This is a genomic window from Devosia sp. A449 (genome assembly GCF_054489375.1).
Window position 1 is genome coordinate 1 of sequence record NZ_JBTMWU010000007.1, and the last position, 26,980, is coordinate 26,980.

28 protein-coding genes are annotated in these 26,980 nt (G+C 61.2%); 4 read left to right on the plus strand and 24 right to left on the minus strand.

All coding sequences use genetic code 11. From position 1 onward, the window contains the following. The coding region (locus tag ACX3OW_RS17200; RefSeq protein ID WP_459097029.1) for an N-formylglutamate amidohydrolase at positions 1–302 on the minus strand (302 nt) is incomplete at its 3' end. A gap of 210 nt (positions 303–512) precedes the next feature. Here ACX3OW_RS17200 and ACX3OW_RS17205 point away from each other — a divergent pair. Beyond that, entirely contained in the window at positions 513–1,112 is a 600-nt protein-coding gene (locus ACX3OW_RS17205; RefSeq protein WP_459097030.1) for a HupE/UreJ family protein, read from the plus strand. Between the two features lie 16 nt (positions 1,113–1,128). Here the strand turns inward: ACX3OW_RS17205 and ureG are convergent, their stop codons facing one another. From ureG to ACX3OW_RS17305, 20 genes are all read right to left on the minus strand, one after another. Beyond that, positions 1,129–1,827, minus strand: coding sequence for an urease accessory protein UreG (gene ureG / locus ACX3OW_RS17210; RefSeq protein WP_459097031.1), 699 nt, complete (start codon positions 1,825–1,827; stop codon positions 1,129–1,131). Between the two features lie 25 nt (positions 1,828–1,852). After that, complete coding sequence (locus ACX3OW_RS17215) at positions 1,853–2,512, minus strand: urease accessory protein UreF (RefSeq protein ID WP_459097032.1); 660 nt, start codon at positions 2,510–2,512, stop codon at positions 1,853–1,855. Further along, positions 2,509–2,973: an urease accessory protein UreE gene (locus ACX3OW_RS17220; RefSeq protein ID WP_459097033.1), complete on the minus strand. Its 465-nt coding sequence runs from the start codon at positions 2,971–2,973 to the stop codon at positions 2,509–2,511. Before ACX3OW_RS17220 ends, ACX3OW_RS17215 begins: the two co-directional genes overlap by 4 nt. A gap of 19 nt (positions 2,974–2,992) precedes the next feature. Next, positions 2,993–4,699 carry an urease subunit alpha gene (gene ureC / locus ACX3OW_RS17225; protein WP_459097034.1) on the minus strand — a complete coding sequence of 569 codons (1,707 nt, stop codon included), beginning with the start codon at positions 4,697–4,699 and terminating at the stop codon, positions 2,993–2,995. A 37-nt stretch (positions 4,700–4,736) separates the two neighbouring features. Then, complete coding sequence (locus tag ACX3OW_RS17230; RefSeq protein ID WP_459097035.1) at positions 4,737–5,042, minus strand: urease subunit beta; 306 nt, start codon at positions 5,040–5,042, stop codon at positions 4,737–4,739. A gap of 4 nt (positions 5,043–5,046) precedes the next feature. Further along, positions 5,047–5,349, minus strand: a complete 303-nt coding sequence (locus ACX3OW_RS17235; RefSeq protein ID WP_459097036.1) for an urease subunit gamma — start codon at positions 5,347–5,349, stop codon at positions 5,047–5,049. Positions 5,350–5,359: 10 nt separating this feature from the next. Further along, positions 5,360–6,154, minus strand: coding sequence for an urease accessory protein UreD (locus tag ACX3OW_RS17240; RefSeq protein WP_459097037.1), 795 nt, complete (start codon positions 6,152–6,154; stop codon positions 5,360–5,362). A gap of 37 nt (positions 6,155–6,191) precedes the next feature. Then, positions 6,192–6,896 (minus strand): urea ABC transporter ATP-binding subunit UrtE, encoded by a 705-nt coding sequence (urtE, locus tag ACX3OW_RS17245; protein ID WP_459097038.1) that lies wholly within the window; start codon positions 6,894–6,896, stop codon positions 6,192–6,194. Continuing rightward, positions 6,893–7,642, minus strand: a complete 750-nt coding sequence (gene urtD / locus ACX3OW_RS17250; protein WP_459097039.1) for an urea ABC transporter ATP-binding protein UrtD — start codon at positions 7,640–7,642, stop codon at positions 6,893–6,895. The genes urtE and urtD overlap by 4 nt, the downstream gene beginning before the upstream one ends. 3 nt (positions 7,643–7,645) lie before the next feature. Then, on the minus strand, positions 7,646–8,809 hold the full coding sequence (gene urtC / locus ACX3OW_RS17255) for an urea ABC transporter permease subunit UrtC (RefSeq protein ID WP_459097040.1): 1,164 nt from the start codon (positions 8,807–8,809) through the stop codon (positions 7,646–7,648). Then, the gene (gene urtB / locus ACX3OW_RS17260) at positions 8,806–10,425 is read right to left on the minus strand and encodes an urea ABC transporter permease subunit UrtB (protein ID WP_459097041.1); all 1,620 of its coding nucleotides are present in this window, start codon (positions 10,423–10,425) and stop codon (positions 8,806–8,808) included. Before urtB ends, urtC begins: the two co-directional genes overlap by 4 nt. Before the next feature lie 108 nt (positions 10,426–10,533). Further along, positions 10,534–11,793, minus strand: coding sequence for an urea ABC transporter substrate-binding protein (gene urtA, locus ACX3OW_RS17265; RefSeq protein ID WP_459097207.1), 1,260 nt, complete (start codon positions 11,791–11,793; stop codon positions 10,534–10,536). A gap of 752 nt (positions 11,794–12,545) precedes the next feature. After that, entirely contained in the window at positions 12,546–13,634 is a 1,089-nt protein-coding gene (locus tag ACX3OW_RS17270) for a C45 family autoproteolytic acyltransferase/hydolase (RefSeq protein WP_459097042.1), read from the minus strand. Between the two features lie 10 nt (positions 13,635–13,644). Then, positions 13,645–14,691, minus strand: coding sequence for a dipeptidase (locus ACX3OW_RS17275; RefSeq protein ID WP_459097043.1), 1,047 nt, complete (start codon positions 14,689–14,691; stop codon positions 13,645–13,647). 112 nt (positions 14,692–14,803) lie between these two features. Beyond that, the gene (locus ACX3OW_RS17280) at positions 14,804–16,390 is read right to left on the minus strand and encodes an ABC transporter substrate-binding protein (RefSeq protein ID WP_459097044.1); all 1,587 of its coding nucleotides are present in this window, start codon (positions 16,388–16,390) and stop codon (positions 14,804–14,806) included. Between the two features lie 17 nt (positions 16,391–16,407). Further along, positions 16,408–17,388 (minus strand): ABC transporter ATP-binding protein, encoded by a 981-nt coding sequence (locus tag ACX3OW_RS17285; protein WP_459097045.1) that lies wholly within the window; start codon positions 17,386–17,388, stop codon positions 16,408–16,410. Continuing rightward, a complete protein-coding gene (locus ACX3OW_RS17290) occupies positions 17,375–18,376 on the minus strand; it encodes an ABC transporter ATP-binding protein (protein WP_459097046.1) in 1,002 nt (333 codons plus the stop codon). Before ACX3OW_RS17290 ends, ACX3OW_RS17285 begins: the two co-directional genes overlap by 14 nt. Beyond that, positions 18,376–19,194: an ABC transporter permease gene (locus tag ACX3OW_RS17295; protein ID WP_459097047.1), complete on the minus strand. Its 819-nt coding sequence runs from the start codon at positions 19,192–19,194 to the stop codon at positions 18,376–18,378. The genes ACX3OW_RS17290 and ACX3OW_RS17295 overlap by 1 nt, the downstream gene beginning before the upstream one ends. Then, complete coding sequence (locus ACX3OW_RS17300; protein WP_459097048.1) at positions 19,191–19,442, minus strand: ABC transporter permease subunit; 252 nt, start codon at positions 19,440–19,442, stop codon at positions 19,191–19,193. The genes ACX3OW_RS17295 and ACX3OW_RS17300 overlap by 4 nt, the downstream gene beginning before the upstream one ends. Continuing rightward, positions 19,394–20,146 carry an ABC transporter permease gene (locus ACX3OW_RS17305; RefSeq protein ID WP_459097049.1) on the minus strand — a complete coding sequence of 251 codons (753 nt, stop codon included), beginning with the start codon at positions 20,144–20,146 and terminating at the stop codon, positions 19,394–19,396. Before ACX3OW_RS17305 ends, ACX3OW_RS17300 begins: the two co-directional genes overlap by 49 nt. 310 nt (positions 20,147–20,456) lie before the next feature. Here ACX3OW_RS17305 and ACX3OW_RS17310 point away from each other — a divergent pair, with 310 nt between their 5' ends. Then, positions 20,457–21,131, plus strand: a complete 675-nt coding sequence (locus ACX3OW_RS17310; protein ID WP_459097050.1) for a GntR family transcriptional regulator — start codon at positions 20,457–20,459, stop codon at positions 21,129–21,131. 257 nt (positions 21,132–21,388) lie between these two features. Next, positions 21,389–22,324 (plus strand): LysR family transcriptional regulator, encoded by a 936-nt coding sequence (locus ACX3OW_RS17315; RefSeq protein ID WP_459097051.1) that lies wholly within the window; start codon positions 21,389–21,391, stop codon positions 22,322–22,324. Positions 22,325–22,353: 29 nt separating this feature from the next. On the opposite strand, the gene ACX3OW_RS17320 is transcribed toward ACX3OW_RS17315, so the two are convergent. From ACX3OW_RS17320 to ACX3OW_RS17330, 3 genes are read right to left on the minus strand one after another with little or no spacing between them, the layout of a single operon-like run. Next, positions 22,354–23,445, minus strand: coding sequence for a hypothetical protein (locus ACX3OW_RS17320; RefSeq protein ID WP_459097052.1), 1,092 nt, complete (start codon positions 23,443–23,445; stop codon positions 22,354–22,356). Between the two features lie 31 nt (positions 23,446–23,476). Further along, the gene (locus tag ACX3OW_RS17325) at positions 23,477–24,547 is read right to left on the minus strand and encodes an SUMF1/EgtB/PvdO family nonheme iron enzyme (protein WP_459097053.1); all 1,071 of its coding nucleotides are present in this window, start codon (positions 24,545–24,547) and stop codon (positions 23,477–23,479) included. An 11-nt stretch (positions 24,548–24,558) separates the two neighbouring features. Further along, positions 24,559–25,512: a dihydrodipicolinate synthase family protein gene (locus ACX3OW_RS17330; protein ID WP_459097054.1), complete on the minus strand. Its 954-nt coding sequence runs from the start codon at positions 25,510–25,512 to the stop codon at positions 24,559–24,561. Between the two features lie 300 nt (positions 25,513–25,812). On the opposite strand from ACX3OW_RS17330, the gene ACX3OW_RS17335 reads away from it, so the two are divergent. Beyond that, complete coding sequence (locus ACX3OW_RS17335) at positions 25,813–26,964, plus strand: ABC transporter substrate-binding protein (RefSeq protein WP_459097055.1); 1,152 nt, start codon at positions 25,813–25,815, stop codon at positions 26,962–26,964. The last annotated feature ends 16 nt before the right edge of the window (positions 26,965–26,980 follow it).

A 26,980-nucleotide genomic window follows, 5' to 3' on the forward strand; every position in this document is an offset into this window, starting at 1 on the left:
GTGACATAGACCGCACCATCCCGGTCGCGGTTAAGATCGATCTCAAAGCGCGAGCGGTGGAACACCACCCGGTTCGGCACGTCTCGGATAACGAATTCGGTGAACGGGTCTTCCTCGCGCAGCCGTCCGGCGTCATCGATCGCCATTGCCGCGCCCACGTCGTCGCGCAACCAATGCCCGTTATGGATCGCCGTGCCCACAATTGGCGAAGCACCGCGCTCCACTGACCACAAAGCGGCATCAGAGACACGGGGGTATAACTCATACTCGGTTGAGCACATGTTCGCTGCAGTCTGGATCATTGGACGCTTTGCTTTTGGACTGCCCTCGGTGAGGACAGTGTAGCGCCAACGGATTGGCAGCCCTGGCGGTTCCCGGAGCAGCCACGCCGACCCCGCAATCGGAGTGTTGGCTATCTATTCGGCAAATTGACAAGCTGCCCTGCAATGAGGCAAAAATGTCGTACCTACACACTGATGCCGTGTGTCGCGCGTAGTGAACAGGATGTGTGCATGACCGCCAAGTTTGTGAGACTTACTGTGGTCGTGCTGGCTCTGGCCGCGATGCCCAGTATGGCCTTTGCCCATACCGATATTGGTGGCGGCGGCTTCACCTATGGCTTCCTCCACCCGTGGTCGGGGCTCGATCATATCCTGGCCATGGTAATGGTTGGACTGCTGGCGTTCCAGCTCGGCGGCCGCGCCCTCTGGCTGGTGCCGGCAACCTTTATTTCGGTGATGGTATTGGGCGGCGCGCTGGGCGTGGCAGGATTTGCAGTCCCGTTTGTTGAGGTGGGCATAGCGCTTTCGGTGATTGTGCTGGGCGCAGTCGCGGCCCTCAATGTTAAAGCGCCGGTCGCAGCGGCGATGGGGCTGGTCGGCCTGTTTGCGATTTTCCACGACCATGCCCACGGCGCGGAAATGCCCGCCCTTGCCGATGGCCTGAGCTTTGGCACCGGCTTCGTGCTGGCCACGGCACTGCTGCACGGGGCGGGGATCGGGCTGGGTTATACCCTTGGTCTCGCCGGCAATCGCTACGGCTCGATGGTGTCGCGGGCGGCGGGCGGGCTGGCCGCCGTCGCCGGTGTGGGCATCCTCACCGGCATGCTCTAAAGCGCGTCGCGATCTTTCAGATTCGCTCCATGCGCTTTAGACCATTGTTTTTGCGCATGTCTTTATCCCGCAACCGGTCCCCACTTTCGGGAGACATGCGCCAGCGCAGCCCGCCGGCCCTTTCGATGAAGGCGATGATCTGATCGAGGCTTTCGCGCCGCAACAAGTCGGTGAACACGTACGGGCGCCCCTCGCGGATCTTCTGTGTATCGCTCTCCATCACCGCAAGGCTGGCCCCGACATAGGGGGCCAGGTCAGTATGGGTGATCACCAACAGGTCGGAACGGGCGATGGCCGGCCCACCCTTGCGGGGGATTTTTTCGCCCTGCGCCACCGAGATCACGTAAATCGTCAAGTCCGCCAGATCGGGCGAGAAGGTGGCGGCCAGATTGTCGCCACCGCTTTCGATCAGAATGATATCGAGATCGGGAAAACTGCGGTTGAGCTCGGCGATGGCGGCCAGGTTCAGCGAGGCGTCCTCGCGGATGGCGGTGTGCGGGCAACCGCCGGTTTCCACGCCGACGATGCGGTCCTCGGAAATCGCCTGCGCCCGCGCCAGGATCAGCGCATCTTCCTTGGTGTAGATGTCGTTGGTGACCACGGCCATGGAATAGCGCTCGCGCATGGCCTTGAGCAGCATCTCGCACAGCGTGGTCTTGCCCGAGCCGACGGGGCCGCCAATGCCGATGCGCAGGGGGCCATTGGGTGATTTCATGACAACCTCGGGGTGAATTGTGCGCTCATGAGCGGAATATCCTTGTGGGCAGGGTTTCATGCGCCATCTGCGCGATGTCGGTCGCATAGGCCACGGCGCCGATGGTCTCGAGGCCGAGGCTTTGCCACTGCACGGCGGCGGCAAACACGGCGCTTTCCAGCGCCGCCAGAATGGCAAGGCCATCGCTTTGGCCGATCGGCACCAGCCGAACCGCCACCGACACCTGCCCATGCACGACGGCAGTCAGGAACGCCGTCAGCGTCGCCTCCAGCCCGATGCCATGCGCAGCAGAGATCGCGCCGACGGCAATTGGATAGGGGCAGGGGCGTGGCAGCGCGTCGTAATCTGCCGGCCAGGCTTGGGCCGCGGTGACGAAGGCATCGCCCATGCTGAGGGTTTCGGCATGGCGTTCACGCGCCGGCGTCAGGGCCAGGCAAAGATGGGCGAGATCGCGCAGGGCAGGGCCGTCGCCCGCCGCGCGATGGGCATGAGCCAGCAGGATGGCGTCGGTGCGCGTGCCGCCGTGATGCAGATTGCCCGAAATCCAGTCCTGAGCGCTGGCGCGGTCATGCACCTTGCGGGTGACAATTGCGGTCTCCAGGCCCGCCGACCAGGCGAAAGCGCCCACCGGAAAGGCCGGTGACAGCCAGGTCAGCAGCTTTTGCAGGTCGTGGTTGGAGGTCATCGCGCCAGCAGGGCATGGCCGGTGTCGGCATGGCTGTGGTAAGCGCCGTGCTCGGCAAAAAACGGTTCGTGCGCGTCGATCATCCGCGCGCCCAAACCTTCAAGCATGGGCTTGAGCACATGATCGCGCTTGATCAGAATGCGCTCGGCCTCAAGCTGGGCCGAGGTGTGACGATTGCCGATGTGCCAGGCGAGGCGCACCAGATGGGCGGTATCGCGCCCGCGCACTTCATAAAGCAGTTCCGGCGCGGCGACGACTTCCACCAGCTGCCCGTCATCGAGCTGCAGCGCGCCAAGATGCTCAAGCGTCACGGTCTGGGGGAAATCCACCATGACTTCGCCGCCGCCCACCAAGTTCAGCAGCTTGCGCCGCAGCCGGCGCTGTTCATGGTCCAGTACGACGCTATCGAAGGGCTGGCCATGTGCATGGCCGGTGGGCAGATGGGAGATGGCGCGCAGCATGGGCTTGTTCTCCAATGGGCTAGAACAGGAAATAGCGCTGCGCCATCGGCAGGATTGTGGCGGGTTCGCAGGTCAGCAATTCGCCATCGGCATGCACCTCATAGGTCTCCGGATCGACCTTGATCTCCGGGGTGGCGGCATTGTGGATCATCGAGGCCTTGCCGATATTGCGGGTATTGGTGACCGGCACCAATTGCTTGTCGACGCCGAGCTTGCCGCGCAAGCCATCCTCATGGGCGGCCTGCGAAATGAAGGTCACCGAGGAATTGGTGCGCAGCTTGCCGAAGGCGGCAAACATCGGACGGTAGTGCATCGGCTGGGGCGTCGGAATCGAGGCGTTGGGGTCGCCCATCGGGGCGGCAGCAATCGAGCCGCCCAGCAGCACCATTTCCGGCTTCACGCCGAAAAAGGCAGGGCTCCACATTACGAGATCAGCGCGCTTGCCGACTTCGACCGAGCCGATATGGGCGCTCATCCCATGGGCGATGGCGGGGTTGATGGTGTATTTGGCGATGTAGCGCTTCACCCGCGCATTGTCGTTGTCGCCGGTTTCGGGCGACAGGCGGCCCCGTTGCTTTTTCATCTTGTCGGCGGTTTGCCAGGTGCGGATCAGCACTTCGCCGACGCGGCCCATGGCCTGGCTGTCCGACGAAATGATCGAGAGTGCGCCCATATCGTGCAGGATGTCCTCGGCCGCGATGGTCTCCCTGCGGATGCGCGATTCAGCAAAGGCCACGTCCTCGGGGATCGACGGCGACAAATGGTGGCAGACCATCAGCATGTCGAGATGCTCGGCGATGGTGTTGATTGTGTAGGGCCGAGTCGGATTGGTCGAGGAGGGGATGACGTTAGGCAGGCCCGCGACCTTAAGGATGTCCGGCGCGTGCCCGCCGCCGGCGCCCTCTGTATGAAAGGCATGGATGGTGCGCCCCTTGAAGGCCGCGATGGTGTCTTCCACGAAGCCGCTCTCATTGAGCGTATCGGTGTGGATCATCACCTGCACGTCGAAAGCGTCGGCGACGCTGAGGCAATTATCAATGGTGGCGGGGGTGGTGCCCCAGTCCTCGTGCAGCTTGAGGCAAGAGGCGCCGGCGAGGATCATTTCTTCGAGCGGGGCAGGGAGCGAGGCATTTCCCTTGCCGGCCAGCGCCAGATTCATCGGGAAGGCGTCAAAGCTCTCGATCATGCGCTGGATGTGCCAAGCACCGGTGCAGGTGGTGGCGAGCGTGCCGTGGGCCGGGCCGCTGCCGCCGCCCAGCATGGTGGTGACGCCGCTCATCAGCGCCTCTTCGATCTGCTGGGGGCAGATGAAGTGAATATGGGCGTCCATCGCTCCGGGTGTAATGATGCGGCCTTCGCTGGCGATGATCTCGGTGGAGGGGCCGATGATGATGGTGACGCCGGGTTGGGTATCGGGATTGCCGGCCTTGCCGATGGCGTGGATGCGGCCGTTCTTGAGGCCGATATCGGCCTTGTAGATGCCGCTGTGATCGATGATCAGCGCATTGGTGATGACGGTGTCGACAGCACCCTCGGCGCGGGTCTTCTGGCTTTGGCCCATGCCATCGCGGATCACCTTGCCGCCGCCGAATTTCACCTCCTCGCCATAGATGGTGAAGTCCTTCTCCACCTCGATGAACAACTCGGTATCGGCCAGCCGAACCCGGTCGCCGGTGGTCGGGCCATACATGTCGGCATAGGTGGCGCGGGAGATGCGAGCGGGCATGGCAGGTTCCGTCTATTTTTCTTGGCCGAACAGGCGCCTAGAGCGCGCCCATGATCTTCTGGTGGAAGCCGTAGACAATCCGCGAGCCGCCCAGCGGCACCAGCCGGACTTCGCGGGTCTGGCCCGGCTCGAAGCGGATGGCGGTGCCAGCGGCGATATCGAGCCGCATGCCGCGCGCGGCCTCCCGATCGAAGCGCAGCCCCGTATTGGTTTCGTAGAAATGATAGTGCGAGCCCACCTGGATCGGCCGGTCGCCGGTATTGGCGACCTCGATGGCGATCTGGGGGGCGCCCGCATTGAGTTCGATATCGCCCGCCAAGGTGATGATTTCGCCGGGGATCATGGTGTCACCGAATGGGTTGGTGCACGGTCACCAGCTTGGTGCCGTCAGGAAAGGTGGCCTCGACCTGGATGTCGGCGATCATTTCGGCGATCCCCTCCATCACCTGATCGCGGGTGATGACATGGGCGCCAGCCTCCATCAGCTCGGCCACCGGGCGACCATCGCGCGCGCCCTCGACCACGAAATCGGTGATCAGCGCGATGGCCTCGGGATGGTTGAGCTTGACCCCGCGCTCCAGCCGCTTGCGCGCGACGATGGCGGCCATCGAAATCAGCAGTTTGTCTTTTTCGCGCGGGGTCAGGTTCATGCGGCTTTCCCTAGAGGTGCCAGAGGCGGGGCAGGCGACCAGCCCCGGCGAGTTCGGCGAGAATGGGGACAATCATGCGGCGCAGGGCCAGCCCCGAGCCGGCCATGGCGCGCACCACCAGCCGTTCGCCGATGACGCTGGCGGCGATTTGCTCGCCCGACAGCATCAGCGCCCACACTGTCTCCAGGTGTGCAGGGGCCTTCGGGCCGATATGGATGATGGTGGCGAAAGCCCGTGCGCCGTCGAGGAGCGATATGGCGTCGCGCTCGCGGCCCTCGCCGCTGAGCAGGGTCGCCTCGGCATGGATCAGCCGCCCATTGCGGCGGATGCGCCAATTGTCGCGCAGATAGGCGTCGGCGGCCAATTCCCCCATCGCGTCCCGGCCCAGCAGCACCGCCTCGACAGCGGTCAGGCTGGCGCCTTCTGCCAGGTCGATATCGATCTGGCGATCAAGCCTGCTAGCGGCGAAGAGGATGGTTTCCTGCGGCAGCCAATCGAGATGCCCGCTCGCGCCGACTTCGAGGCGGGTCTCGATCCGCGCCAATGCGCCGGTGGAGCGATAAATCCGCTCGCAGGCCTGGGTGGTCAGCACCATGCTGCCACCGAGCGCCGCCTTGGCGTCCCATTGCAAATGGTCGCCACCGGTGAGGCCACCGGCAGTGTTGATCAGTACGGCTTCGATTGCGTCGCTGTGGGTATTGGGCAGCCGTATCTTGGCGCAGCCGTCCTGATAGAGCGTATCGATGACGCTGGCCCCGTCGCGCAGTTTGGTCGCTATGCGGCCCACGCCGCGGGCGCGCTGCATAATAGGCTGGTCTGCGATAGCGAGGGCGTGGTTCACATCATACCATCAGGTGGCGGCGAACGTCTGGCAGGTCGAGGTCGCTGGCGACCCCCGCATGCTGAATTTCGCCGCGGTCCATCACATAAATATCGTCAGCGATTTCCCGGCAGAAGTCCAGAAATTGCTCGACCAGCAGGATGGTCATGCCCCTCTCGTCGCGCAGGAATTGCAAGGCGCGGCCAATATCCTTGATGATCGAGGGCTGGATGCCCTCGGTGGGTTCATCGAGCACCAGAACCTTGGGTCGGGTGACCAGAGCACGGCCAATGGCCAGTTGTTGCTGCTGGCCACCCGAGAGGTCGCCGCCGCGCCGGCCCAACATGGATTTCAGCACGGGGAAGAGCTCGGAGATGTAGGGCGGGATGGTCTTGTCGGCGCGCTTGAGGCCGGCATAGCCGGTTTCGAGGTTTTCCTTCACCGTCAGCAGCGGGAAAATCTCCCGGCCCTGCGGCACATAGCCAAGACCCATGCGGGCGCGCTTGTAGGGCGGTGATTTCTTCAGCACCTCGCCGTCAAGAATGATTTCGCCGGCGCTGATCGGGTTAACCCCGGTGATGGCGCGCAGGGTTGAGGACTTGCCGACGCCATTGCGGCCGAGCACGGCGGTGATGCGGTTGGGCTTGCAGTCCAGCGACACTGATTTCAACGCCTGCGCGGCGCCGTAATGCATGTCGATAGCGTTGACCGAGAGTGTGGTGCTCATCGTCCCAGATACCTTTCGATAACGACCGGGTTGGCGCTGACCTGATCGAGACTGCCTTCAGCCAGCACCGAGCCTTCGGCGAGGCAGGTGACGCGCGAGCCGAGGTCGCGGACGAAGCTCATGTCGTGTTCGATGACGACCACCGAGCGGGTCCGGGCGATCTCTTTCAACAGCTTGGCGGTTTCGACCGTTTCGCTGTCGGTCATGCCGGCAACGGGCTCATCGATCAGCAACAGTTTTGGGTCCTGTGCCAGCAGCATGCCGATTTCGAGCCATTGCTTCTGGCCATGGCTGAGATCGGCGGCCAGATGGTCCTTGCGGGCCAGCAGGCGCACCGTGTCGAGGATTTCGGTGATGCGGGCAATGTCGGCAGCACTGGCGGTGTAGAACAGCGTCGGGAAGATGCCGCGCGGTTTTTTCAACGCCATTTCGAGATTGTCCCAAACGGTCTGGCTCTCGAACACGGTCGGCTTCTGGAACTTGCGACCGATGCCCAGATTGGCGATGGCGGCCTCGTCCAGTCTTGTCAGGTCGGTGCGGCCGTCGAACAGCACTTCGCCGTCGTCGGGGCGGGTCTTTCCGGTGATGATGTCCATCATCGTGGTCTTGCCCGCGCCGTTCGGCCCGATAATGGCCAGCATTTCCGCGGGATAGACGATGATCGACAGCTTGTTGAGGGCCTTGAAGCCATCGAACGCTACCGAGACGCCATCGAGATAGAGCATGGTTTCGGTCTTTTCGGTCATGACCTACTCCGCCGGCTCGGGTTGGGGATCCACCTCGGCCGGGCCCGCGGCATCGCGGTCGTGCTGCTCGCGCTTGGTGGTCAGCGCGCGGTACTGGCCGATCAGCCCAACAAGGCCGTTGGGCAGGAACAGCGTGGTGACCACGAACAGCGCGCCGAGCGCAAACAGCCAGAATTCGGGGAAGGCACCGGTGAAATAGGATTTTCCGACATTGACCAGAACAGCGCCGATGATCGGCCCGATAATGGTGCCCCTTCCGCCCACGGCGGTCCAGATCACCACTTCGATGGAATTGGCCGGCTCGAATTCGCCCGGATTGATGATGCCCACCTGCGGAACATAGAGCGCGCCGGCGATCCCCGCGATGACAGCCGAGACCGCGAAGGCGAAGAGTTTTACATATTCAACGCGATAGCCCAGGAACCTCGTGCGGCTTTCGGCATCGCGCACCGCCACCATCACCTTGCCGAGCTTGGAATTGACCACCATCGAACAGACGAGCACAGCCAGCGCCAGCGCGATGGCCGTAGCGGCAAACAGCGCCGCCCGCGTGGTATCAGCGGAGATTGGTGCGCCGAGGATTTCCTTGAAATCGGTCAGCCCATTATTGCCGCCAAAGCCCATATCGTTGCGGAAAAACGCCAGCAGCAGCGCGTAGGTCATCGCCTGGGTGATGATCGAGAGATAGACCCCGGTGACGCGGCTGCGGAAGGCGAGGAACCCGAAGACGAAGGCCAGCAGCGCCGGCACCAGCATCACCATCAACATGGCGAACCAGAAATTGTCGAAGCCTTGCCAGTACCAGGGCAGCTCCTTCCAGTTCAGGAACACCATGAAATCGGGCAGCACCGGATTTGCATAGATGCCGCGATTGCCGATCTGGCGCATCAGATACATGCCCATGGCATAGCCGCCGATGGCAAAGAACGCGCCGTGGCCGAGCGAGAGAATGCCGCAATAGCCCCAAACCAGATCGAGCGCCAACGCCAACATGGCAAAGGTCAGGTATTTGCCGAACAGCGGCACCGCATAATTGGGCAGGCGCAACGGATGACCGACGGGCAGCAGCAAATTGGACGCCGGCACCAGGATCGCCACGGCGATCAGCATGGCGACCAGCCAGATGGCCTTCTTGTCGAGGGCGCGGAACAGGGCCTGGGTGATCATGCTTCGATGGACCTTCCCTTGAGGGCGAACAGCCCGCGTGGCCGCCGCTGGATGAACAGGATGATCAGCACCAGGATGAGGATTTTGCCGAGCACCGCGCCTGCATAGGGCTCGAGAAATTTGTTGGCGATGCCCAGCGTCAGCGCGCCCACCAGCGTACCCCAAAGATTGCCGACGCCGCCGAAGACCACGACCATGAAGCTATCGATGATGTAGCCCTGGCCCAGATTGGGCGAGACATTGTCGATCTGGCTGAGCGCCACGCCGGCCAGCCCGGCCACGCCCGAGCCAAGCCCGAAGGTCATGGCGTCGACAAACGGGGTGCGGATGCCCATGGCCGAGGCCATCCGCCGGTTCTGGGTGACCGCGCGCATTTGCAGGCCCAGCGCCGTGCGCTTGAGCACCAGCAGCAGTGTGACGAACACCACCAGCGCGAAGATGACGATCCACAGCCGGCTCCAGGTGATCGAGAGCCCACCGAGGTCGAACGAGCCGCTCATCCAGCTGGGATTACCGACCTGGCGATTGGTGGGGCCGAAGATCGAGCGCACCGACTGCTGCAGGATCAGTGAAATGCCCCAGGTGGCGAGGAGGGTTTCCAGCGCCCGTCCATAGAGCCAGCGGATGATGCCGCGCTCGATGGCAATGCCGATCAGCGTCGTGATCAGGAAGGCCAGCGGCAGGGCGATGGCCAGCGAATAATCGAACAAATCGGGTGAGTAGCGGCGGATGGTCTCCTGCACCACGAAGGTGGTGTAGGCCCCCAGCATGACCATTTCGCCATGGGCCATGTTGATGACGCCCATCACGCCAAAGGTGATGGCCAGCCCGATCGCGGCCAGCAGCAGCACCGAGCCGAGCGAAATGCCGTACCAGACATTTTGTGCCACATCCCAGACAGCGCGGTCGCGGGCCAGCCCGTCGATGCTGGCCTGGATGGCAGGCTTGAGCGCGTCGGGGGCGTTGGTGAGCGCTGATGTCAGCAGGGTCAGGGCATCGCGGCCGCCAATGGCAGCGACGAGGGGCAGGGCAGCCTGCTTGTCTTCCAGCGCAGCGTCGCTCTTGAGGATGATGACGGCACGGGCGGTTTCCATCACCTGCAGGATCGCCGGATCGGTTTCGGCAGCAATGCCGCTGTCGAGCAGTTCGAGATTGGCCGGATCGGCGTCGCGGAGGATCGACTGCGCGGCGGAGAGCCGGGTTGCCGGATCGTCGCTGAGCAGGGTGAGCTGCCCAATGGCGGTGCGGATGACACGCCGCAGGCCATTGTTCACCTTGACCTTTTCGACGTCGGCCTTCGGCACTTGGCCCAGTTCGGCCGCCGTAACTGGATCAACCAGTCCGAGCGTGGCGCCGTTGCCGGTGATGAACACAACCTTGCCATCAGCCTTGCCGACATAGAGGTCGCCTTCTGCGAGCGTCTGCAGCAGCGGCACGACGCGGGTGTCGCCGGTGGCGACGACGGCGGCAATGGCAGCTTCGCGATCCTTGAAGCTGCCGGGGGCCAGGGCATCGACAAGTGGGGTCAGCTCTGCATCGGCGACCTGAGCGTAAGCGGGAGTCAGCAGTGCCCCGAGCACCACAACCAGCGTTGCTAACAATCTAGAGAACGTCATGGCGGCCCCAATCAGAGCGGAAACTCGGTGTCATTCCGGCCTGCGCCGGAATGACACGGTGCAATAGACGAAGGCAGCGAACCGCCTTCATCCGGGTTGGGACGGCGATTACTGCGCGGCTACGGCAGTGCTGCCGCCGCAGGATTTGGTTTCGGTATTGTAGTTGCCGCACGAGATCGGGGCGGTCCAATCGGCCTCGATCATCTTGGATTCAGGCAGGAAGTCGGACCATGCATCGCCGGGGACGAGATCGCTCTCGGAGACCACTTCGAACTGGCCATCTGCCTGGATTTCACCGATCAGCACCGGCTTGGTGATGTGGTGGTTCGGCAGCATCTTGGCGATGCCACCGGTCAGGTTTGGCGTTTCAAGGCCAATGATGGCGTCGAGCACGGCATCGGTATCGGTCGTCCCAGCCTTTTCCACGGCCTGGACCCAGAGATTGAAGCCGATGACATGGGCCTCCATCGGGTCATTGGTGACCTTTTCCGGGTTGTTCATGAAGGTCTGCCAGGCGGCGATAAAGGCAGCATTTTCAGGGGTTTCGACGGACTGGAAGTAGTTCCAGGCAGCCAGATGACCGACAAGCGGTGTGGTGTCGAAGCCGGCGAGTTCTTCTTCGCCGACCGAGAAGGCGACGACCGGGATGTCCTCTGCCTTTATGCCCTGGTTGGCAAGTTCCTTATAGAACGGCACGTTGGCATCGCCATTGATGGTGGAGAGCACGGCGGTCTTCTTGCCGGCCGAACCGAAATTCTTGATGTCGGTGACAATGGTCTGCCAATCGGAGTGACCGAAGGGCGTGTAGTTGATCATGATGTCTTCGGCGGCGACGCCCTTGTCCTTGAGGTATTGCTCAAGGATCTTGTTGGTGGTCTGCGGATAGACATAGTCGGTGCCGGCCAGCACCCAGCGCTCGACGCCTTCGTTTTCCATCAGGTAATCGACGGCGGGGATGGCCTGCTGGTTGGGGGCGGCGCCGGTATAGAAGACGTTGCGCTGGCTTTCCTCACCCTCGTATTGCACGGGGTAGAACAGGATGGAGTTCAGTTCCTCGAAGACCGGCAGGACCGCCTTGCGCGAGGACGAGGTCCAACCGCCAAACACGGCGACGACATCGTTGACCTCGATCAGTTCTCGGGCCTTTTCAGCAAACAGCGGCCAGTCGGAGGCGGGATCGACGACGACGGCTTCAAGCTGCTTGCCCAGAAGGCCGCCCTTCTTGTTCTGCTCGTCGATCAGGAAGAGCATCGTGTCTTTCAGGGTCGTCTCGGAAATCGCCATCGTGCCCGACAGCGAGTGCAGGACGCCGACCTTGATGGTCTCGTCCTGAGCCATCGCCGGAACCGTGATCGCCCCCATAGTCATCGTCACGCCGAGCCCCAGGCCCGCAATCACGCGGTTTACGACTGTCATGTTTACCTCCGACAGATGTGTTTGCATCGCCGGATAAAATGCAAAGCCCGTGCCAGGCTCTTGCCGACAATTAAGTCTTTGAATGAAAATGCATTTTTGGAGTGCCTTAGATTGAACCGCTCAACCATCGGCTGGAAGTTGCCTTAGTTGTAGGCGCCTACACATGCTCAGCCTATAATTTAAGCGCCTTTGGTGCGTCAGAGGCGTCCAACACTAAACCCCGGCTTCAGGGGCTGTCGCCTGTAGTGGACGACATTTTCGGCAGCCATCCTGGGCAAAGCAGATGCCAGGGCCAATCCCTTCATAGGACGTGTTTCACCCCGGTCGGAATTGGGCGCTTAAGACACAGCCTTGCAGGGAGGCACCGGTAGAGGTGGTGGCGTTGGTCGCGGACTTCTTTCGAAGCCATCCGCCGTAAGGTCATGACAGCACCGTCCGCTATCGTTTCCTGAACGCCACAGGCGGCCGGTCGGCATTAGGCCTCGTTGTTGTCAGCAATGCCCCCCTTGAAGATATTCAGCAATCATCATCAAAGAGCCAAAAGCGAACGTCGGGACAAGTCGTCGACTGACGAGCAGCGACTTCCACGCATTGGTATCTGCGTGTGACCGACATGGGTCGAGCAGCGGACATTCGGCCAATCCACGCTAAGGGCGCAGCAGCCTGCTAGCGTGGACGGCATAAGGCGTGTCTTGCCCATTATCCTATTTGGAGAATGCGATCTCGCATGGATTTCCCAGCCCCACATAGGCCGTCAATTCCTCAAGTATGAAGACAGAGGCATAGGTCGTAAATGAACCTGATGCACTGGTCGTACGATGGCGGCAGACGCTGTCCTGGGGGTGGCCGACGTGATCCTGCGCTAGCTGCCACATATCCTCTGGCGTCACAATATGGGGCAGCAGTTCCTCAATGCGGCTGAAACGGTGGAAGGTTGACGTATACTCGTCGGGCCGGGGCGATAGTTCGGCAAATTCAGGGGTGAAGTAGTGGTTGGTGCGGACCACTTGCCCCCGAGAGCCCGGTATCAATCTGGCGGCATTCGCCGTCACCTCAACGGCAGCGACTTCGCCTGGGCGGGCGACTGTGTAGTTGATCCCTGTTAATCTGGGCTGCTGCTCGAGCAGCCCAACGATATCATCCAGGGACTTTGATTGCCGCATGATCTGATGGCTGCTGGGGCCAATATCGGCTTCTGCCAGGCGTGACCGATCAAACGGGGTTCGGGCACACCATACACCACTGGTACCCAGACCAAATCCATCGCTAGTCAGGATGCTGCCGGGGTAGGAAATAATCCCTGCCTTCTGAACTTCGAGCATTTCCTGGCCGTCGTCATAGTGGCGCAGCAGCACCACATGCTCGACGGGACCGCCTTTCTGGTCCCGGGTCTTGCACATCAGCGTGCGGGACGAACCATCATCCAGGTGAACGACCTTGACGATCTGGCTGCACTCGACATCGAGCCAGCCCAGCACCGAAGCAACTTTCAGATTCAAGGTCAGGACATCCTCGAAAGGCAATCCGCTGCCTTCGGCCATCCCCTGGAACTCACGCCACAAACCCGGCTGCCGCGTCTCAACGAAATGTGCGGCGTCTCGATAAGCCTGTCCAATGCCTCTGGACTTGCTGTGTGCCAATTGGCCGCGCACCACGTCGAGGTTTGCGCGCATCAGGTCAGGGACGGCAGCGCCGTGCTGCCGTCCCTGTTCGAACGCGTCGCCGGAAAGGTGCAAGACTCGATTCTTGCTTGCCTCAGGCGATCCCAGCATTTTGATATCGAATCTTGTCATGGTGCCCTCCTTAGGTCAGCGAGCCTTCGCGCCAAACTTGCTTCAGAACGCGCATGAAATTGCCGCCAAGCATTTTCTTGATTTCTTCGTCAGAAAAGCCGCGGGCCACAAGGCCGCGGGTGAGGTTGCGAACGTGCTGAACCTTGGCATAGTCGCGGTTCAGCACGGTCTCACGCATCCAGGGGCTGTTGTAGAATAGCTTGGTCGTGGTTTCCCACGACAGCTTGGGCTTCTCGAAAATGTCCGACCCAAGGCCGATATGATCAACGCCGACAAGCTTCTGCAGATACTCGAAGTGATCGAGATAGTCGGACAGCGTTGGCTGCACCCCGACCTTCTTGTGTGACATGAAGCCATGAGGGCTGAGCCCGACGACTCCACCCTTTGCTGCCACCGCGGTAATTTGTGCATCCGTCAGGTTGCGGTTTGACGGGGTAACGCCCTTGGCATTGGAGTGCGAAAAGACGCAAGGCTTGCGGCTCTTCTCAATCGCTTCGAGCGAGCTGCGCTCACCGACATGCGACAGATCGATCAGAATACCGAGCCGGTTCATCTCGTTTACGGCCTGTAGGCCGTAGTAGCTGAGGCCGCCATTGCGCGGCTCCATGCAGCCATCCGCCATCAGGTTGGGTTCCATATAGGACAGCGAGCAAACCCGCAGACCGAGCTGATAGAGGATTGTCCAGCGCCAGAAGTCCTTGTCGACCGGTGTCGGGCTCTGAAAGCCAAAAATGATACCGAACTTCTTTTCGCGAGCGGCGCGCTCGATATCGGCGACCGTCTTAACGTGCAACACCTTGTCCGGCATTACCTGGAACAGGTTGAAGTAGTGGAACATCTCCTGACACGCATCATCAAAAGTCTTTGAATGCGCAACCAGCGTCACGTTGCCGGCGGTGATGTTCGACTCCGCAAGGCGGTCCATATAGGAGCGCCCCTGGTCTTCCGGCGGCTCCGGATGAACAAGGGCACCGCCCAGTCCGTCGATGATGAGAGATTCGGCGTGGAGCGTTTCGGCCCGTTCTGCCTGTTGGGGGGTAAGGTCGAGGTCAGTCAATTTATGTTCCTTAAGATAAGGCACGACCGGTCCCGCAACCGGTAGGGGCTGCGATCTTCGGCATGCGCGGGAGGGGAGAAGGGCACCGCCACCAGGCCGGTGCCCGGAGGCGTCAGGGCTGGCTGAACTTCACCATGCTGTACATGTGCTCGCTCACCTTGCCGGCGGCCTGCTCGTTCCAGAAGAAGCCGTCATAACCCTCGCGGTAGGTGCGCATGTAGCCGTACTCGATCAGCGTCACCATGGGCTGATCGTGGGCGAGGATGTGCTGCAATTCGCTATAATACTCGCGACGTTTGTCGAGATCGGCAACGCTACGTCCGGCGACCAGGAGCTCGTCCACTCGCGGATTGGCGTATTTCATCGAGTTCTTCGGGCTGCGAGAATCGTAGTAGTTGACCAACTCCGACGGATCGGGGCCCCGCAAACCGCCGCCATGCACGAAGTCGAATTCGCGCTTGCTGATGGCCTCGTTGCGCAAGGCGAACTCAACCACCTCGACTTGCACGTCAATGCCTACGGCACTTAGCTGCTGCTTCACCATGTTCGCCTGTTCGGGGCTGCCCCAGATATTGGTCGGGAACACAATGAAATTGACCGAGAAGCGAGTGCCGTCGGCACCGCGGGGATAGCCTGCTTCGTCCAGCAGGCGCTCGGCCTCGGCGAGATCGAATTCAGGCTGGCGAGCGGTTTCATCATATGCCCATGGTACGGCCGAGGTGAAATGCGTCCACGCCGGTTTGACAAGGTCGAGATACAGCTTCTTGACGAAATCGTCGCGGTTGATGGCATGTGAAACGGCTTTCCGCATGCGCGGGTCCTGCCACATCGGCTTGTCGAAGTTGAAGCCGAACCACATGACGATGGCCGACGAGGTCGCATCGACCTTCACACCCGGCAGCGACTGCAGACGCGCCACATCGGCGAAGGGCGGAGACGCGGTGACGTAGCCGATCTGGCCCGCCTCAAGCGCCAGCAGCGAGGTTGCCAAATTGGGGATGAACTGGAAGACAAGTCGCTCCAGATAGGGCCCGTCACGATAGTAGCCGGTATTAGGTTCCAGCATGACGTGGCTGCCGGCCACATGCTCCACGAAGCGGAACGGGCCTGTGCCGATCGGCACCAGATTGGCCGGATTGGTGCGCGCGTCCGTTCCTTCATACAGATGCTTGGGCAGGATGTTGAAGCCATTATAACTGGCAAAATTCTGCACCATGATACCGTTGGGGCGCGACAGATTCGCAATAACGGTCAGATCATCGGGCGTTTCCACCGAGGTGATATCACTCAGGAACTTGAAGGTCACAGCGCTGTCGCCCTGCGCGATGATGTCATCAAGTGTCCATTTGACGTCGGCAGAGGTGAACGGCGTGCCGTCATGCCATTTGACGCCGGAGCGCAACCTGAAGGTATAAACCGTAAGGTCCTCGGAAATTTCCCAGCTTTCGGCCAGGTCCGGAAACACTTCGTTGAGAATGGTGTCGAAGCCGACAAGCTTGGAATAGATGTTGAGGTTGATGTAGCCCGCGCCGCCAAACGTGTCGTAGTTCACGTTGAAGCTGTTGGGCTCAAGTGCTGCGGACACGACCAGCGTGCCGGAGAAAGTACTGGCGTCGGTTTGCGCCATGCTCAGCGCAGTCGAGGACAACAGCGCGCCCGAGAGCACGGCAAGTCCAGTCAGAAAGCTTCGTCTTTGCATTCTAGAAAGCTCCGGTTTCAAATGAGGTGGCAGGCGGCACGATGAGATTTGGGGCCTAACTCGCGCAGGAGTGGCTCCTCTGCGGCGCAGCGCGGGATGGCTACCGGGCAGCGGGTTCTAAAGCGGCAGCCCGAGGGCGGCGCAACCGCGCTGGGAACTTCGCCTTCGAGGCGAGGGGCATCAGCATTGCGGGCGCGATGCAGGTCGGGCACCGAGGCAATCAGCAATTTCGAATAGGGATGGCGCGCCTCGCCGGGCAGCGCGGCCACGGGCAATTCTTCAACGATTTTGCCGAGATACATCACCAGAACGCGGTCACAGAGGAACTTCGCGGTGGCGAGGTCATGGGTAATCAGCAGCATGCTGATGCCACGATCGCGATTGAGCCGACCCAACAGCTTGAGAATACTGGCCCGCACCGACACGTCGAGCATCGAGACGGGCTCGTCGGCAATGATCACCTTGGGCTGCACGACCAGGGCCCTGGCGATGGCGACACGCTGGCGCTGGCCCCCTGAGAGCTGATGTGGATACCGGTCGGCATAGTCTCCACTAGCCCCCAGCTCGACCTGTTCCAGGGCGGCCATAGCCAACGCCCGCCTGGCGGTGGCCGATTTTTCGAGCCCCAGATAGCGCAACGGCTGCTCGACCGCGTCGATGATCGGGCGACGAGGATTCAAGGTATCGTAGGGATCCTGAAACACCATCTGGATGGATTTGCGGAAGCCACGGAGCGAGGCGCCGGACAATCGCGTGACGTCCTGTCCATCGAGCCGCACTTGGCCACCACTAGGCTCTTCCAGGCGAACCAGAACCTTGCCCAGCGTAGTCTTGCCGCAGCCTGACTCACCCACCAATCCGACGACCTCGCCCGGTGCGATGTCGAAACTGACGTCACTTACGGCATGGACGGACGGCTGCCGACCGGCAATCTGCTGCGCCAGCCCAACCTTAAGGGCGTAGCGCTTGACCAGATGATCAATCTCAAGACGCGACATGGCTGGCGACCTCCCGTGGGGCAAACTGATCGAAGGTCAAGGCAAAGTGGCAGCGCGAGCGGCGGTCGGGTGTTACCTGCATTTCGAGTGGCGCTTCAAGCGTACAAATGGGTTGGGCATAGGGGCAGCGGGGTGCAAACCGGCAACCCAGTGGCGGCGCTGTAAGGTCAGGTGGCCCACCCTCAATCGAACTCAGCGTCTCGCTGTCGGCGTATAGCGACGGCATCGAGGCAACCAGGGCGCGGGTGTAGGGATGCCGGGCGTTGATCAGGGTATCGCGGGTTGGCCCTTCCTCCACGATCTGTCCAGCATACATCACGGCGACGCGCTCGCAGGTTTCAGCAACTGCGGAGATGTCGTGCGAGATCAGGATCAGACTCAGACCAAGTTCGGTCTTGAGCGAGACCAGTAATTCGAGCACCTGTCTCTGCGCCACCACATCAAGGGCGGTGGTTGGTTCATCCGCCAACAGGATCTGCGGGGAACAGACCAGCGCCAACGCCATGACGGCGCGCTGCTTCATGCCGCCCGAGAACTCGTGTGGGTAATGCATGAGGCGAGAGGGCGACAGGCCGACGCTTTGGAATATCCTGCCTGCCCGCTGGCGCGCCTCGCTGCGCGATACAGCCTGATGCTCCATCAGAGCATCGGCGAGCTGATCGCCGATGCGGACGACCGGATTCATCGCAGTCATCGCATTTTGAAAAACGATGGCAATGTCCTGCCAGCGGCTGGCGCGCAGTTCAGCTTCCGTGCAGCTGATCAGGTCCTTGCCATTGACCACGACACTGCCGCCGCTGACCCGACCATTGTCTGGCAGGAGGTGCATGAGGGCATATGCAGTTGTGCTCTTGCCGCAACCAGACTCCCCAACCAGGCCGAGACTCTGCCCCGCTTTCAGCTTGAATGAGACGCCATCGACAGCGCGGAGTGAGCCGCGGCGGGTGGCAAATTCGACTTTCAGGTCGGTGACTTCGAGCAGTGTCATCACACGAGCGCCTTCTGCAAGCGGGGATTGAGCTGTTGTTGAAGGTGACTACCAATCAGGTGAAACGACAGCAGCAGCGCGGCGATGGCGAGGCCAGGAAAGATGACCATCCAGGGCGCAGACGAGATAAACCCCTGGCCCCAGTAGAGAATTTGTCCCCAGGAGGCGACGTTGGGGTCGCTGAGCCCTAGAAAGGACAAACCCGCCTCGGTCAGCACGGCATAAGCCATCTGAAGCGTGGAGTTCGCCGTCACCGGCCCAATTCCGTTAGGTACGATGTGTCCAAAAAGGATGCTCATATGGCTGCCCCCAGAGACCAGAGCCGCCTGCGCGTAGCCGCGTTTCTTCAGGGTCAGAACCTGTGCGCGCATCAATCGGGCGTTGGAGGGCCACATGGTCAGGCCCACGATCATGACTGTGAGCCACAGGTGCGAGCCGAAGATGGCCACGATCAGGATGATGAGAAACATGCGCGGGATGACGTCGAACATTTCAAAGAAACGCGACATCACGTCATCGACGACACCACCGAAATAGCCGGATACGGCACCGAAAACGACGCCGAACAAAAGCGAGATGCCGGCGGCTCCGAAAGCGAACAGCAAGGAAACCCGCGTGCCCCAGACCATCATAGCGGCAATGTCGCGACCGGTGTGGTCCGTTCCGAGAATGTATTCGCCCCCAGGAGGCTGGATCGGGCCACCGACTGAAAACAGCGGGTTACCGGGATAAATTATCGGGGCTGCAATGGCAGCACCGCCCATCACGATCAGTGCCGTGAGGCCAAAAACCATTGGCAGGTTTCGCGAGAACATCATGAGTAGGACACCCGCGGGTCGAGATAGGTGTAGAGCAGGTCGACAACAAAATTGCCGATCATGACGATGATGGTGGCGAAGAGGAAACCTCCCATCAGTACCGGGAAATCGCGCGACCCAACGGCCTCGAACATCAGCCGTCCAAGCCCAGGCCATGCAAATACGGTCTCAACCAGTAGAGCGCCGCTCAGCAATGAGCTCAAGGACAGGCCAGCGACGGTAACCGTGGGCAGGAGGGCATTGCGCAATGATGCCGCATGAAAACTGCACGTTCGGAATACCCGATCGCGCGCGCGGTGTTGATATAGTCCTCTTGTGCCACTTCAAGGACACTGGCCCGGGTCAGCCGGGTATAGGTCGGCAAGGTGTAGAGGAAGAGGCAGCTGACCGGCAAAATCATATGATAAAGGATGTCCAGCCAGCGCGGTCGGTCGAAGGACATGAAGCTGAACATTCCGGATGTTGGTAGCCACTGAAGTCGCACCGAGAAGGCCAGGATCAGCATCAACCCTATCCAGAAGACAGGCAGGCAATAGAGCGCCAGCGTTCCGTAAGTGATGGCGTTATCCTGCCACTTGCTAAAGTGACGCGCAGCCAGCGTGCCAAGCAGGGTTCCGATAACAATCGAGAACCCCTGGCTCCCAGCTACCAACATCAGCGTATTTTGAGCGCGCTCCAGCAGCAATTCGAGGACCGGCCGACGATAGGCGAAGGAATAACCAAGATCGCCCTGGAGCAGTTGGACCATGTAGAGCCAAAGCCGCTCCAGCAGAGGTCGGTCAAGCCCGTAGGAAGCTCGCAACTCGGCAATATACTCGGGCGGCGCATACTCGCCCGCCAAGATGACCGCCGGGTCGCCGGGCGCGAGGTTGATCAGCAAGAAGTTGAATATCGCGGCAAGCAGGATCACAGGAAAAATCTGCAGCACGCGCCTTAGCAGGTAGCGTTGCATGACGAAATTGCCCCTCCAACATTGCACTACAATCTTGAGATTTGAAGTTAGCGCTAGTTTTTCAGAGCGGTCAATGCAGTTTGTGGGTAGCCAGCGGATTTTATTAATTTCACAGCACAATCAAATATTTAGTGTTTTTTCGAGACTGCCTGACAATTTTTTGGATCTTATCCGGTTGTGAGACATCTAACAAATTGCAATACAATCTCAACTCGAGGCCAGCCATGGCAACCATCATTGCGACTTGGCAATTGCAGCCATTCGCACCTAAGCTAAAATATCAAAAGCAAAGTCAGAAAACGTGTCCCCGATGCAATCAGCCCGTGATGCCCTAGTCGCCTCCATTCGCCGGGACATCGTCTCGGGCGCACTGCAGCCTGGTGAGCATCTGGCTGAGCAGGCAATTGCAGCACGGAGCGGATTTAGCCGCGGCCCTGTCCGGGAAGCATTGGCCGTTTTGCAGAAACTTGGCTTCGTGACCCACGAGCGCAATCGAGGCATGTTCGTTGCAGAGGTGGATGTCAGCGAGGGGCGCGAAATCTACCAATTGCGTGGAGTACTCGAAGGCTACGCCTGTGCTCTGGCGGCAAAAAATGCGACCGAAGCTGAAATCGAAGAGCTGGCGGCTATCAATCGCCAGATGGAAAACTCATCGGGCGATGTGGCTGCCTTCATCAAGGCCAATCACAGCTTTCACGCCGCGATTCACGCGATGAGTCGCAGCCCGGTTCTGACACAGATGATCGCCGAACTCCTTGAGAGGTCTCGTAAATTTCGGGAGGCGGGCCTATTTGCCGAGGACGCTCTGAGAAACGCGGTCGAAGACCATTCGATGATGCTCTATGCAATTCGCGAGCGCGACGGAGAGCTGGCGCGAATGATCGGCGCCAGGGCCGTATACAAACGCTGGCCCGGCTTGCTTCAGGACCAGCAAGCGTCTTTACCGAGGGCAGTCCAGCAATTAGCAGAAATACCAGCGCCCTAGATCAATTTACAACGCGCCCCAATATCAGACGCTGAGGAACTCCCTGTCGTGCGCCGGGAGCGGGCATCGCCCCAGAACAGCGGACCTATTTGGGAGAGACAAGGCGATTCCAAAGGAGCGGATCACAAGCCTTCATGTTGTGATATGGCTATTGCCGGGAGCGTTCTCGCACGTAAATAAACGATGTTGTCGGCGGACTGGAGGCGCCTCACGGTGCAGCCTGAACAGCGCCAGAGGTTTCGGGATAAAACTAAACCATGGTGGAACGATTCACCCTCACGCAGTTGCGGTGCTTCGTCGCCGTCGCCGAAACCTTGAATTTTCGTCAAGCGGCGACCGACCTTCATATGACGCAGCCTCCGCTCACACGGCAGATTCAATCGTTGGAGCGCACCGTAGGGGCGCCGTTGCTGGATCGCTCTGGCAAACGCGTCGAGCTGACCCCGGCCGGTCACGTGCTGCTTGAGGATGCGACGCGCATATTGCGCGATATCCGGCATATCCGCGCGCGGATTCGCGATGCCGTGGCCACAGGCAACCGCTCCCTAGCAGTCAGCTATCTGGAATCCTGCGAGCCGGACGTGCTGCCCGCCGCGTTAGGACTGTTTCGGCTGCGCGCACCTGAAGTGCATGTGCATCTCGATGTGAACAGCTCGTTTGAGGCCGAGGAACGCCTGCTCAATGGCGATGTGGATGTGGCCTTCCTGCGCCCGCCCGTTCGATCTGCCGATATTGACCTCACCATGATCCGCAAGGAATCGCTGGTGGCCGTGTTGCCCCTTGGACACCGGCTTGCCGGGCGGCCAATCGATCTGATCGAACTCAGGGATGAGGAATTCATCGGCTTTTCGCGCACCATGGATGCCGGGATACGCTCCTCCGTCATGCACGCCTGCGCCACAGTTGGTTTCATGCCGCGCTACGCACACAAAACGACCAGCATTCCCATGCTGATCAGCATGATCGCCGCCGGGGTCGGAATTTCGTTACTCTCCAACTCCGCCGCCCGCATTCCGCGCGCCGGCGTTGCCTATGCCCCGATCCGCGACACTTCGGCCTCCACCGTACTGGCTGCCGGCATTCTGCGTGATCGCGCGACCCCACTGGCCGCCATTTTTGTCGAGGCCGCAAGGGAGGCCGCCGCGGCGCTGGAAGCCGAAAAGCTCGGGAGCGCCGAGCCCAAAAGCGAATAGGAGCGCCGGATTACCCGGCGCTCCTAAGGTCAGATATTTGCGATATAGGCGGCGCGGAAGCCGATCGCTGGGCTGCGGCGGTCACGATCGCCGTTGCCGCTGAAGAAGAACACGCCGCCCGAAATGCGCGAATGCTGCGCGCCGCCGCGATTGACGATCTTCTCCTCGGCGGTGTTGTTGATGAACACTTGGTCGCCACCGTGATAGCCGTCGTCATAGGGAAACAGTGCCAGCACCTTGAGCAGGTCGGGGATGGCGAAATCACCCTCGGCGACGATCTCGTTGAATGCGCCGAAACGGGTTTCCTCGGCCGGGTTGGTGATCGTCGTGCTAACCACGAAATGCCCTTCGCCCAGCAAGCCCTGGCTGGAGCGCTCGCCGGCGCGGTCGGGCCGCTCGCGATAGTCATATTTCAGCGTATCGGCACTGCCGGGGTCTACCAGCGCGCCGTCCGAGCGCACTGCGCGCCAGGCCGTCGAGTCGGGGCGCATATCGACAGGCGTCGCGGCGTTGTTGTCGGGGATGATCTGGATTTCCCCGCGCACCGTGCGGAAGCCGGTGGCGAACTCCACCACATTGCCATTGAGGTCGCGGATGCCGCTGACTTCGTTATTGTGGCTCCAGCCGAGCGGCCCGGTCCCGGTCAGCACATGCGCCCGGCGACCCTGGTCGTCATAGCTCGACGGGATGGCCTCGTACACCACATCGGTTTCGGCCTTGCCCAGCCAGTTATTGCCCTCGGGAAAGAAGCCGTTCTTGCGGCACCACAGGCCAATCGCCGCCCATTCGGCATTGGTCATCACGTGCCAACCGCGCCCTTTGGCGGCGCAGGCAGCCAGTGCCTCGTCATAGGTCAGTCCACCCGTGGGGTCGACGGCGGGCAGTGATTGCGCCACGCCATCCACCACCACGTTCTGGTACTTGGAAATCCAGATTTCCGGCACCGTCTTGCCATTGACCACAAAGGCCGGGTGGGGCTCGACCGGCGCGCCCTCGACCACCTGGTCCATGGTGAACAGCGGAATGCGCACCATGATAGAAAGCTGGCCGGTTTCGTCCACCATGGCTTCGTTATTCGCCGCCACCGATTTCAGCAGCAGGTTGAAGTCGTCGATCTTCATTGTCGTCTCTTTTGTCGTGTGAGGGGGGAGGTTACTTGGCGGCGGGCGGGATATAGGCGGCGCGAAAACCGCACATGAAGGCGCTCATGTCGCGCGTGGGGGCCATGTAGAGCGCGAAAACGCCGCAGCGGGACTGGCGGTTCCAGTGGCTGCCGCGCATGCAGATGCGCTCGCCCAGCGTTTTGACATAGGCGTAGTTGAGGCTGTGATCGCCGGCATCGGCGGGGAAGAGCGCCAGGGCGGTGAGCAATTCGGGGGCGCTCAGGCCATCTGCGGTGCAGGCGGTCTCGAAGGTAAAGCCCTTGGTCTGCTCGGTCGGCTCGGCAATGGTCTGGGTCAGCGTCACCCGCTCATCGATGAAGTCGAGCTTGAGACTCCCCTCGCTGCCCGGCGTGATCAGCGCGCCGTCCTTGTCGATGGCGCGCCACAGCGCAGAACTCGCGCTCTGGTCCACCGGACGGGCAGCGTCATTGTCGGCGATGATGTTGATTTCGCCGTCCATCAGCCGGCAGCCACCGAGCCACTCGGCGACATTTCCATTGAGGTCCCAGATGCCATCGACATTCCCATTATGGCTCCAGCTCACGGGGCCGGTGCCGGTGCGCACCGCCGCCACGCGACCCTCGCCGTAACCGACCTCTTTCTGGTCCTCGAGGCTCTCGAAGCTTGCCGGAGAGGCCTGCGCCACACCCTCGCGGAAATCCTTGCCAAAATCATTATTGCCACGGGGCATGCTGCCATTGCGACGGCACCACAGCGCGATGGCCGCCCATTCGGCGGCAGTCATCAAATGCCAGCCTTCGCCCTTGCCCTCGCATGCCGCGCGGGCGTCGTCGAAATTGACCCCGACAGCTGGTGCCTGGTCGGGCAGGGAATAGGCCAGCCCATCGCGCACCACGTTCTGGAACTTGGAAATCCAGATTTCCGGCACCACTTCGCCATTGACGATAAAGGCGGGGTGGACAGCCTCGCTGCCCCCTTCGATCACGTCGCAGATGCGAAATTGGGGGATGCGGACCAGAATGGACGGCTGACCATTTTTGTCGGTAACCATGGCATTGGCAGGCGCCAGCGTTTGCAGCGCGAGCTCGGGCGTCGTCATATCGTTTTCTCCTAGTGGGCAGATGCGGTGGTGGTAGCGGCCAGAAGCCCAATCGCGCGCAGCGTTTCGGCCAGTGCGGCGGTCTGGGCGGGGTCCAGTGGCAATTTGGGTTCGCGCGGATAGCCGGCGGGCACGCCCAGCAGGGCCATGGCTGCCTTGATCGTGGGCTGCATGCCGCCATTGGCCCAGTTATAGCCATCGCGGCGGGGGCCAAGCAGCGCCTTGAGTCCGGTCTCAATATGATGAGCGGTCTGGCGCGCCTCCTCGAGACGCCCCTCGGCCACCAGGTTGAAAAACCCCGGCTGTGCGGCGCCAAACAGCATGCCGCTGCCCATATAGCCATCGCCCTGGCCGGCGTTCAGCAGCGTCACGCCAAGTGGCGACAGCAGATGGCCGAAAATGCGGATGCGGTGGCCCAGTAGCTCGATGGCGGCCAGCGTGTCGCGCAGATCGGACGATGCCTGTTTGATCGCCACGACCGTGTCGATATCGGTGAGCATGGCGATCTCCTCGAGCGACAGCGCATGGCCGGCTTCCTGCGGAAAATTGTAAACGCAGGCGGGCAGGGCGGTCGCGCCCAGCACCCGGGCATAATAATGCATCAGTTCCGCCGTGGTCGGTCGAACCAGCGCAGGCGGGGCCAGCAAAACGCCGTCTGCGCCAGACGCTGCGGCGTGTTTGGCCAAGGCAATGGCGTCGGTCGGACGAGCGGCGGAAATATTGACGATCAGCGGCACGCGACGTTGATTGGCCGCGATGGCGATTTCGGCTACCTGCATGCGTTCGGTCAGCGTCTGGGTGCCGTATTCGCCGGTCGAACCATTGATCAGCATGCCGTGCGCACCGGTGCGCACGGTCCAGTCGATGATCCCGGCAAACGCCGTTTCGTCAATCGCCCCGCTGGAGGTGAAGCAGGTGACCACCGCGCTCCAGTAGCCGTGCCAGTCGACGCTTGATCGATCCATTCGTCTCACTCCATGCCGAGCCTTGCGGCCCATTTGTGGGCATGAGACCAGAGCGAAATTGGCCCGTCCAATGCCTCTTTGGGCAACGTTTGATACCCAAACGGGACGACGGCTCAGCAGTGACAGAAAGGGTATCAACCGTTGTCGAACGGGTATTAGACAACCCTCGGACCGTGTGATGTGGTGACCCGGCTTCGACAGGCTGTCACGAGGAATTGGCAAACAATTTCCTGATTCGATTACCCCGGTAACCCGCTGGGATCACTTGCCTGACGAGGTCTTGATAGGAGGGGATTTCATATGTTTCAGACCGTAAAACGCTCGGTGCGGGCACCGCGCTCAGCGAAGACCTTTGTTGCCTGCGCTGCGCTGCTGGCGGCGTGCGGCGTAGCCGGCGTGCAGGCCGAAACGGCCCCCGGCCGCACCGGCTGCTATCCCGGCACACCCGAGGCGCCGCTTGAGGAAACCGTGATCGTCAACACCACTGGCGGCTCGATCACCGACGCGCTTGAAGAAGCCTTCTGGACCGATTTTGAGGCTCAGTGCGGCGTTCGTGTCGAGCGCTTCGATATGACGGCGCGCACCTTCGCCCAGCTCCAGCAATTTGCCGGGCAAGGCACGGCTCCCTTCGATATGGGCAACACTTATCTGCCGGAAGAATTCGCCCAGGGCCTCGAACACAACCTCTTCCACAAGCTCCCCGAGGGCTTCTGGGATGGCATCAAGGACGAGATGCTGCCGGGCGCCATCAATGATTACGGCGTCTGGGCCTATGTCGTGGTGCGGCTGATGATCACCAACACCGACGAGCTGCCTGAAGGTCTGGCGACCTGGGCGCAGTTCTTCGATGCCGAAGCATTCCCAGGGCCGCGTGCCATCCAGGATATTCCGCGCACTGCCATCACCGTGGCCCTCTTGGCCAAGGGCTATAGCCAGGACGAAATCTATCCCATGACCTGGGAAAAGGCCGAGGAGGCCTTCGCGCTGCTCGACCAGCTCAAGCCTTATATCCGCACTCTGACCACTAAGTCGGATCAGCCGGTGCAAGGCGTGGCTGCAGGTGACTTCGCGGCCTCCTACGCCAACACGGCCCGCACCATTCCGGCCATCCAGGACGGCCTGCCGGTTGCCATCAACTGGGAAGCCGGCGGCGACGTGCTGAACTATTATTTCTACATCATCAAGAATGCGGCCAACCCTCGCGCCGCCGAAGCTCTGATGTACTTCCAGCAGGACGCCGCGCGTCAGGCCAAGTTCTTCGAGCTGTTCGGCTATTCCGCCAGCAACGCCAAAATCACCGAGCATTTGTCCGCTGAGGACGCCGATGAGGTGAACCGCGCCCTGGAACTGTTCACCGATACCGTCGAGGCGCAGTCCTGGTGGGTGGAGAACAACACCGAAGTGCAGAAGCGGTGGGAAGAGTGGAAAGCGGCCGGCGGTTTCGCGGGTTAAGCCAGCCAAACACTGG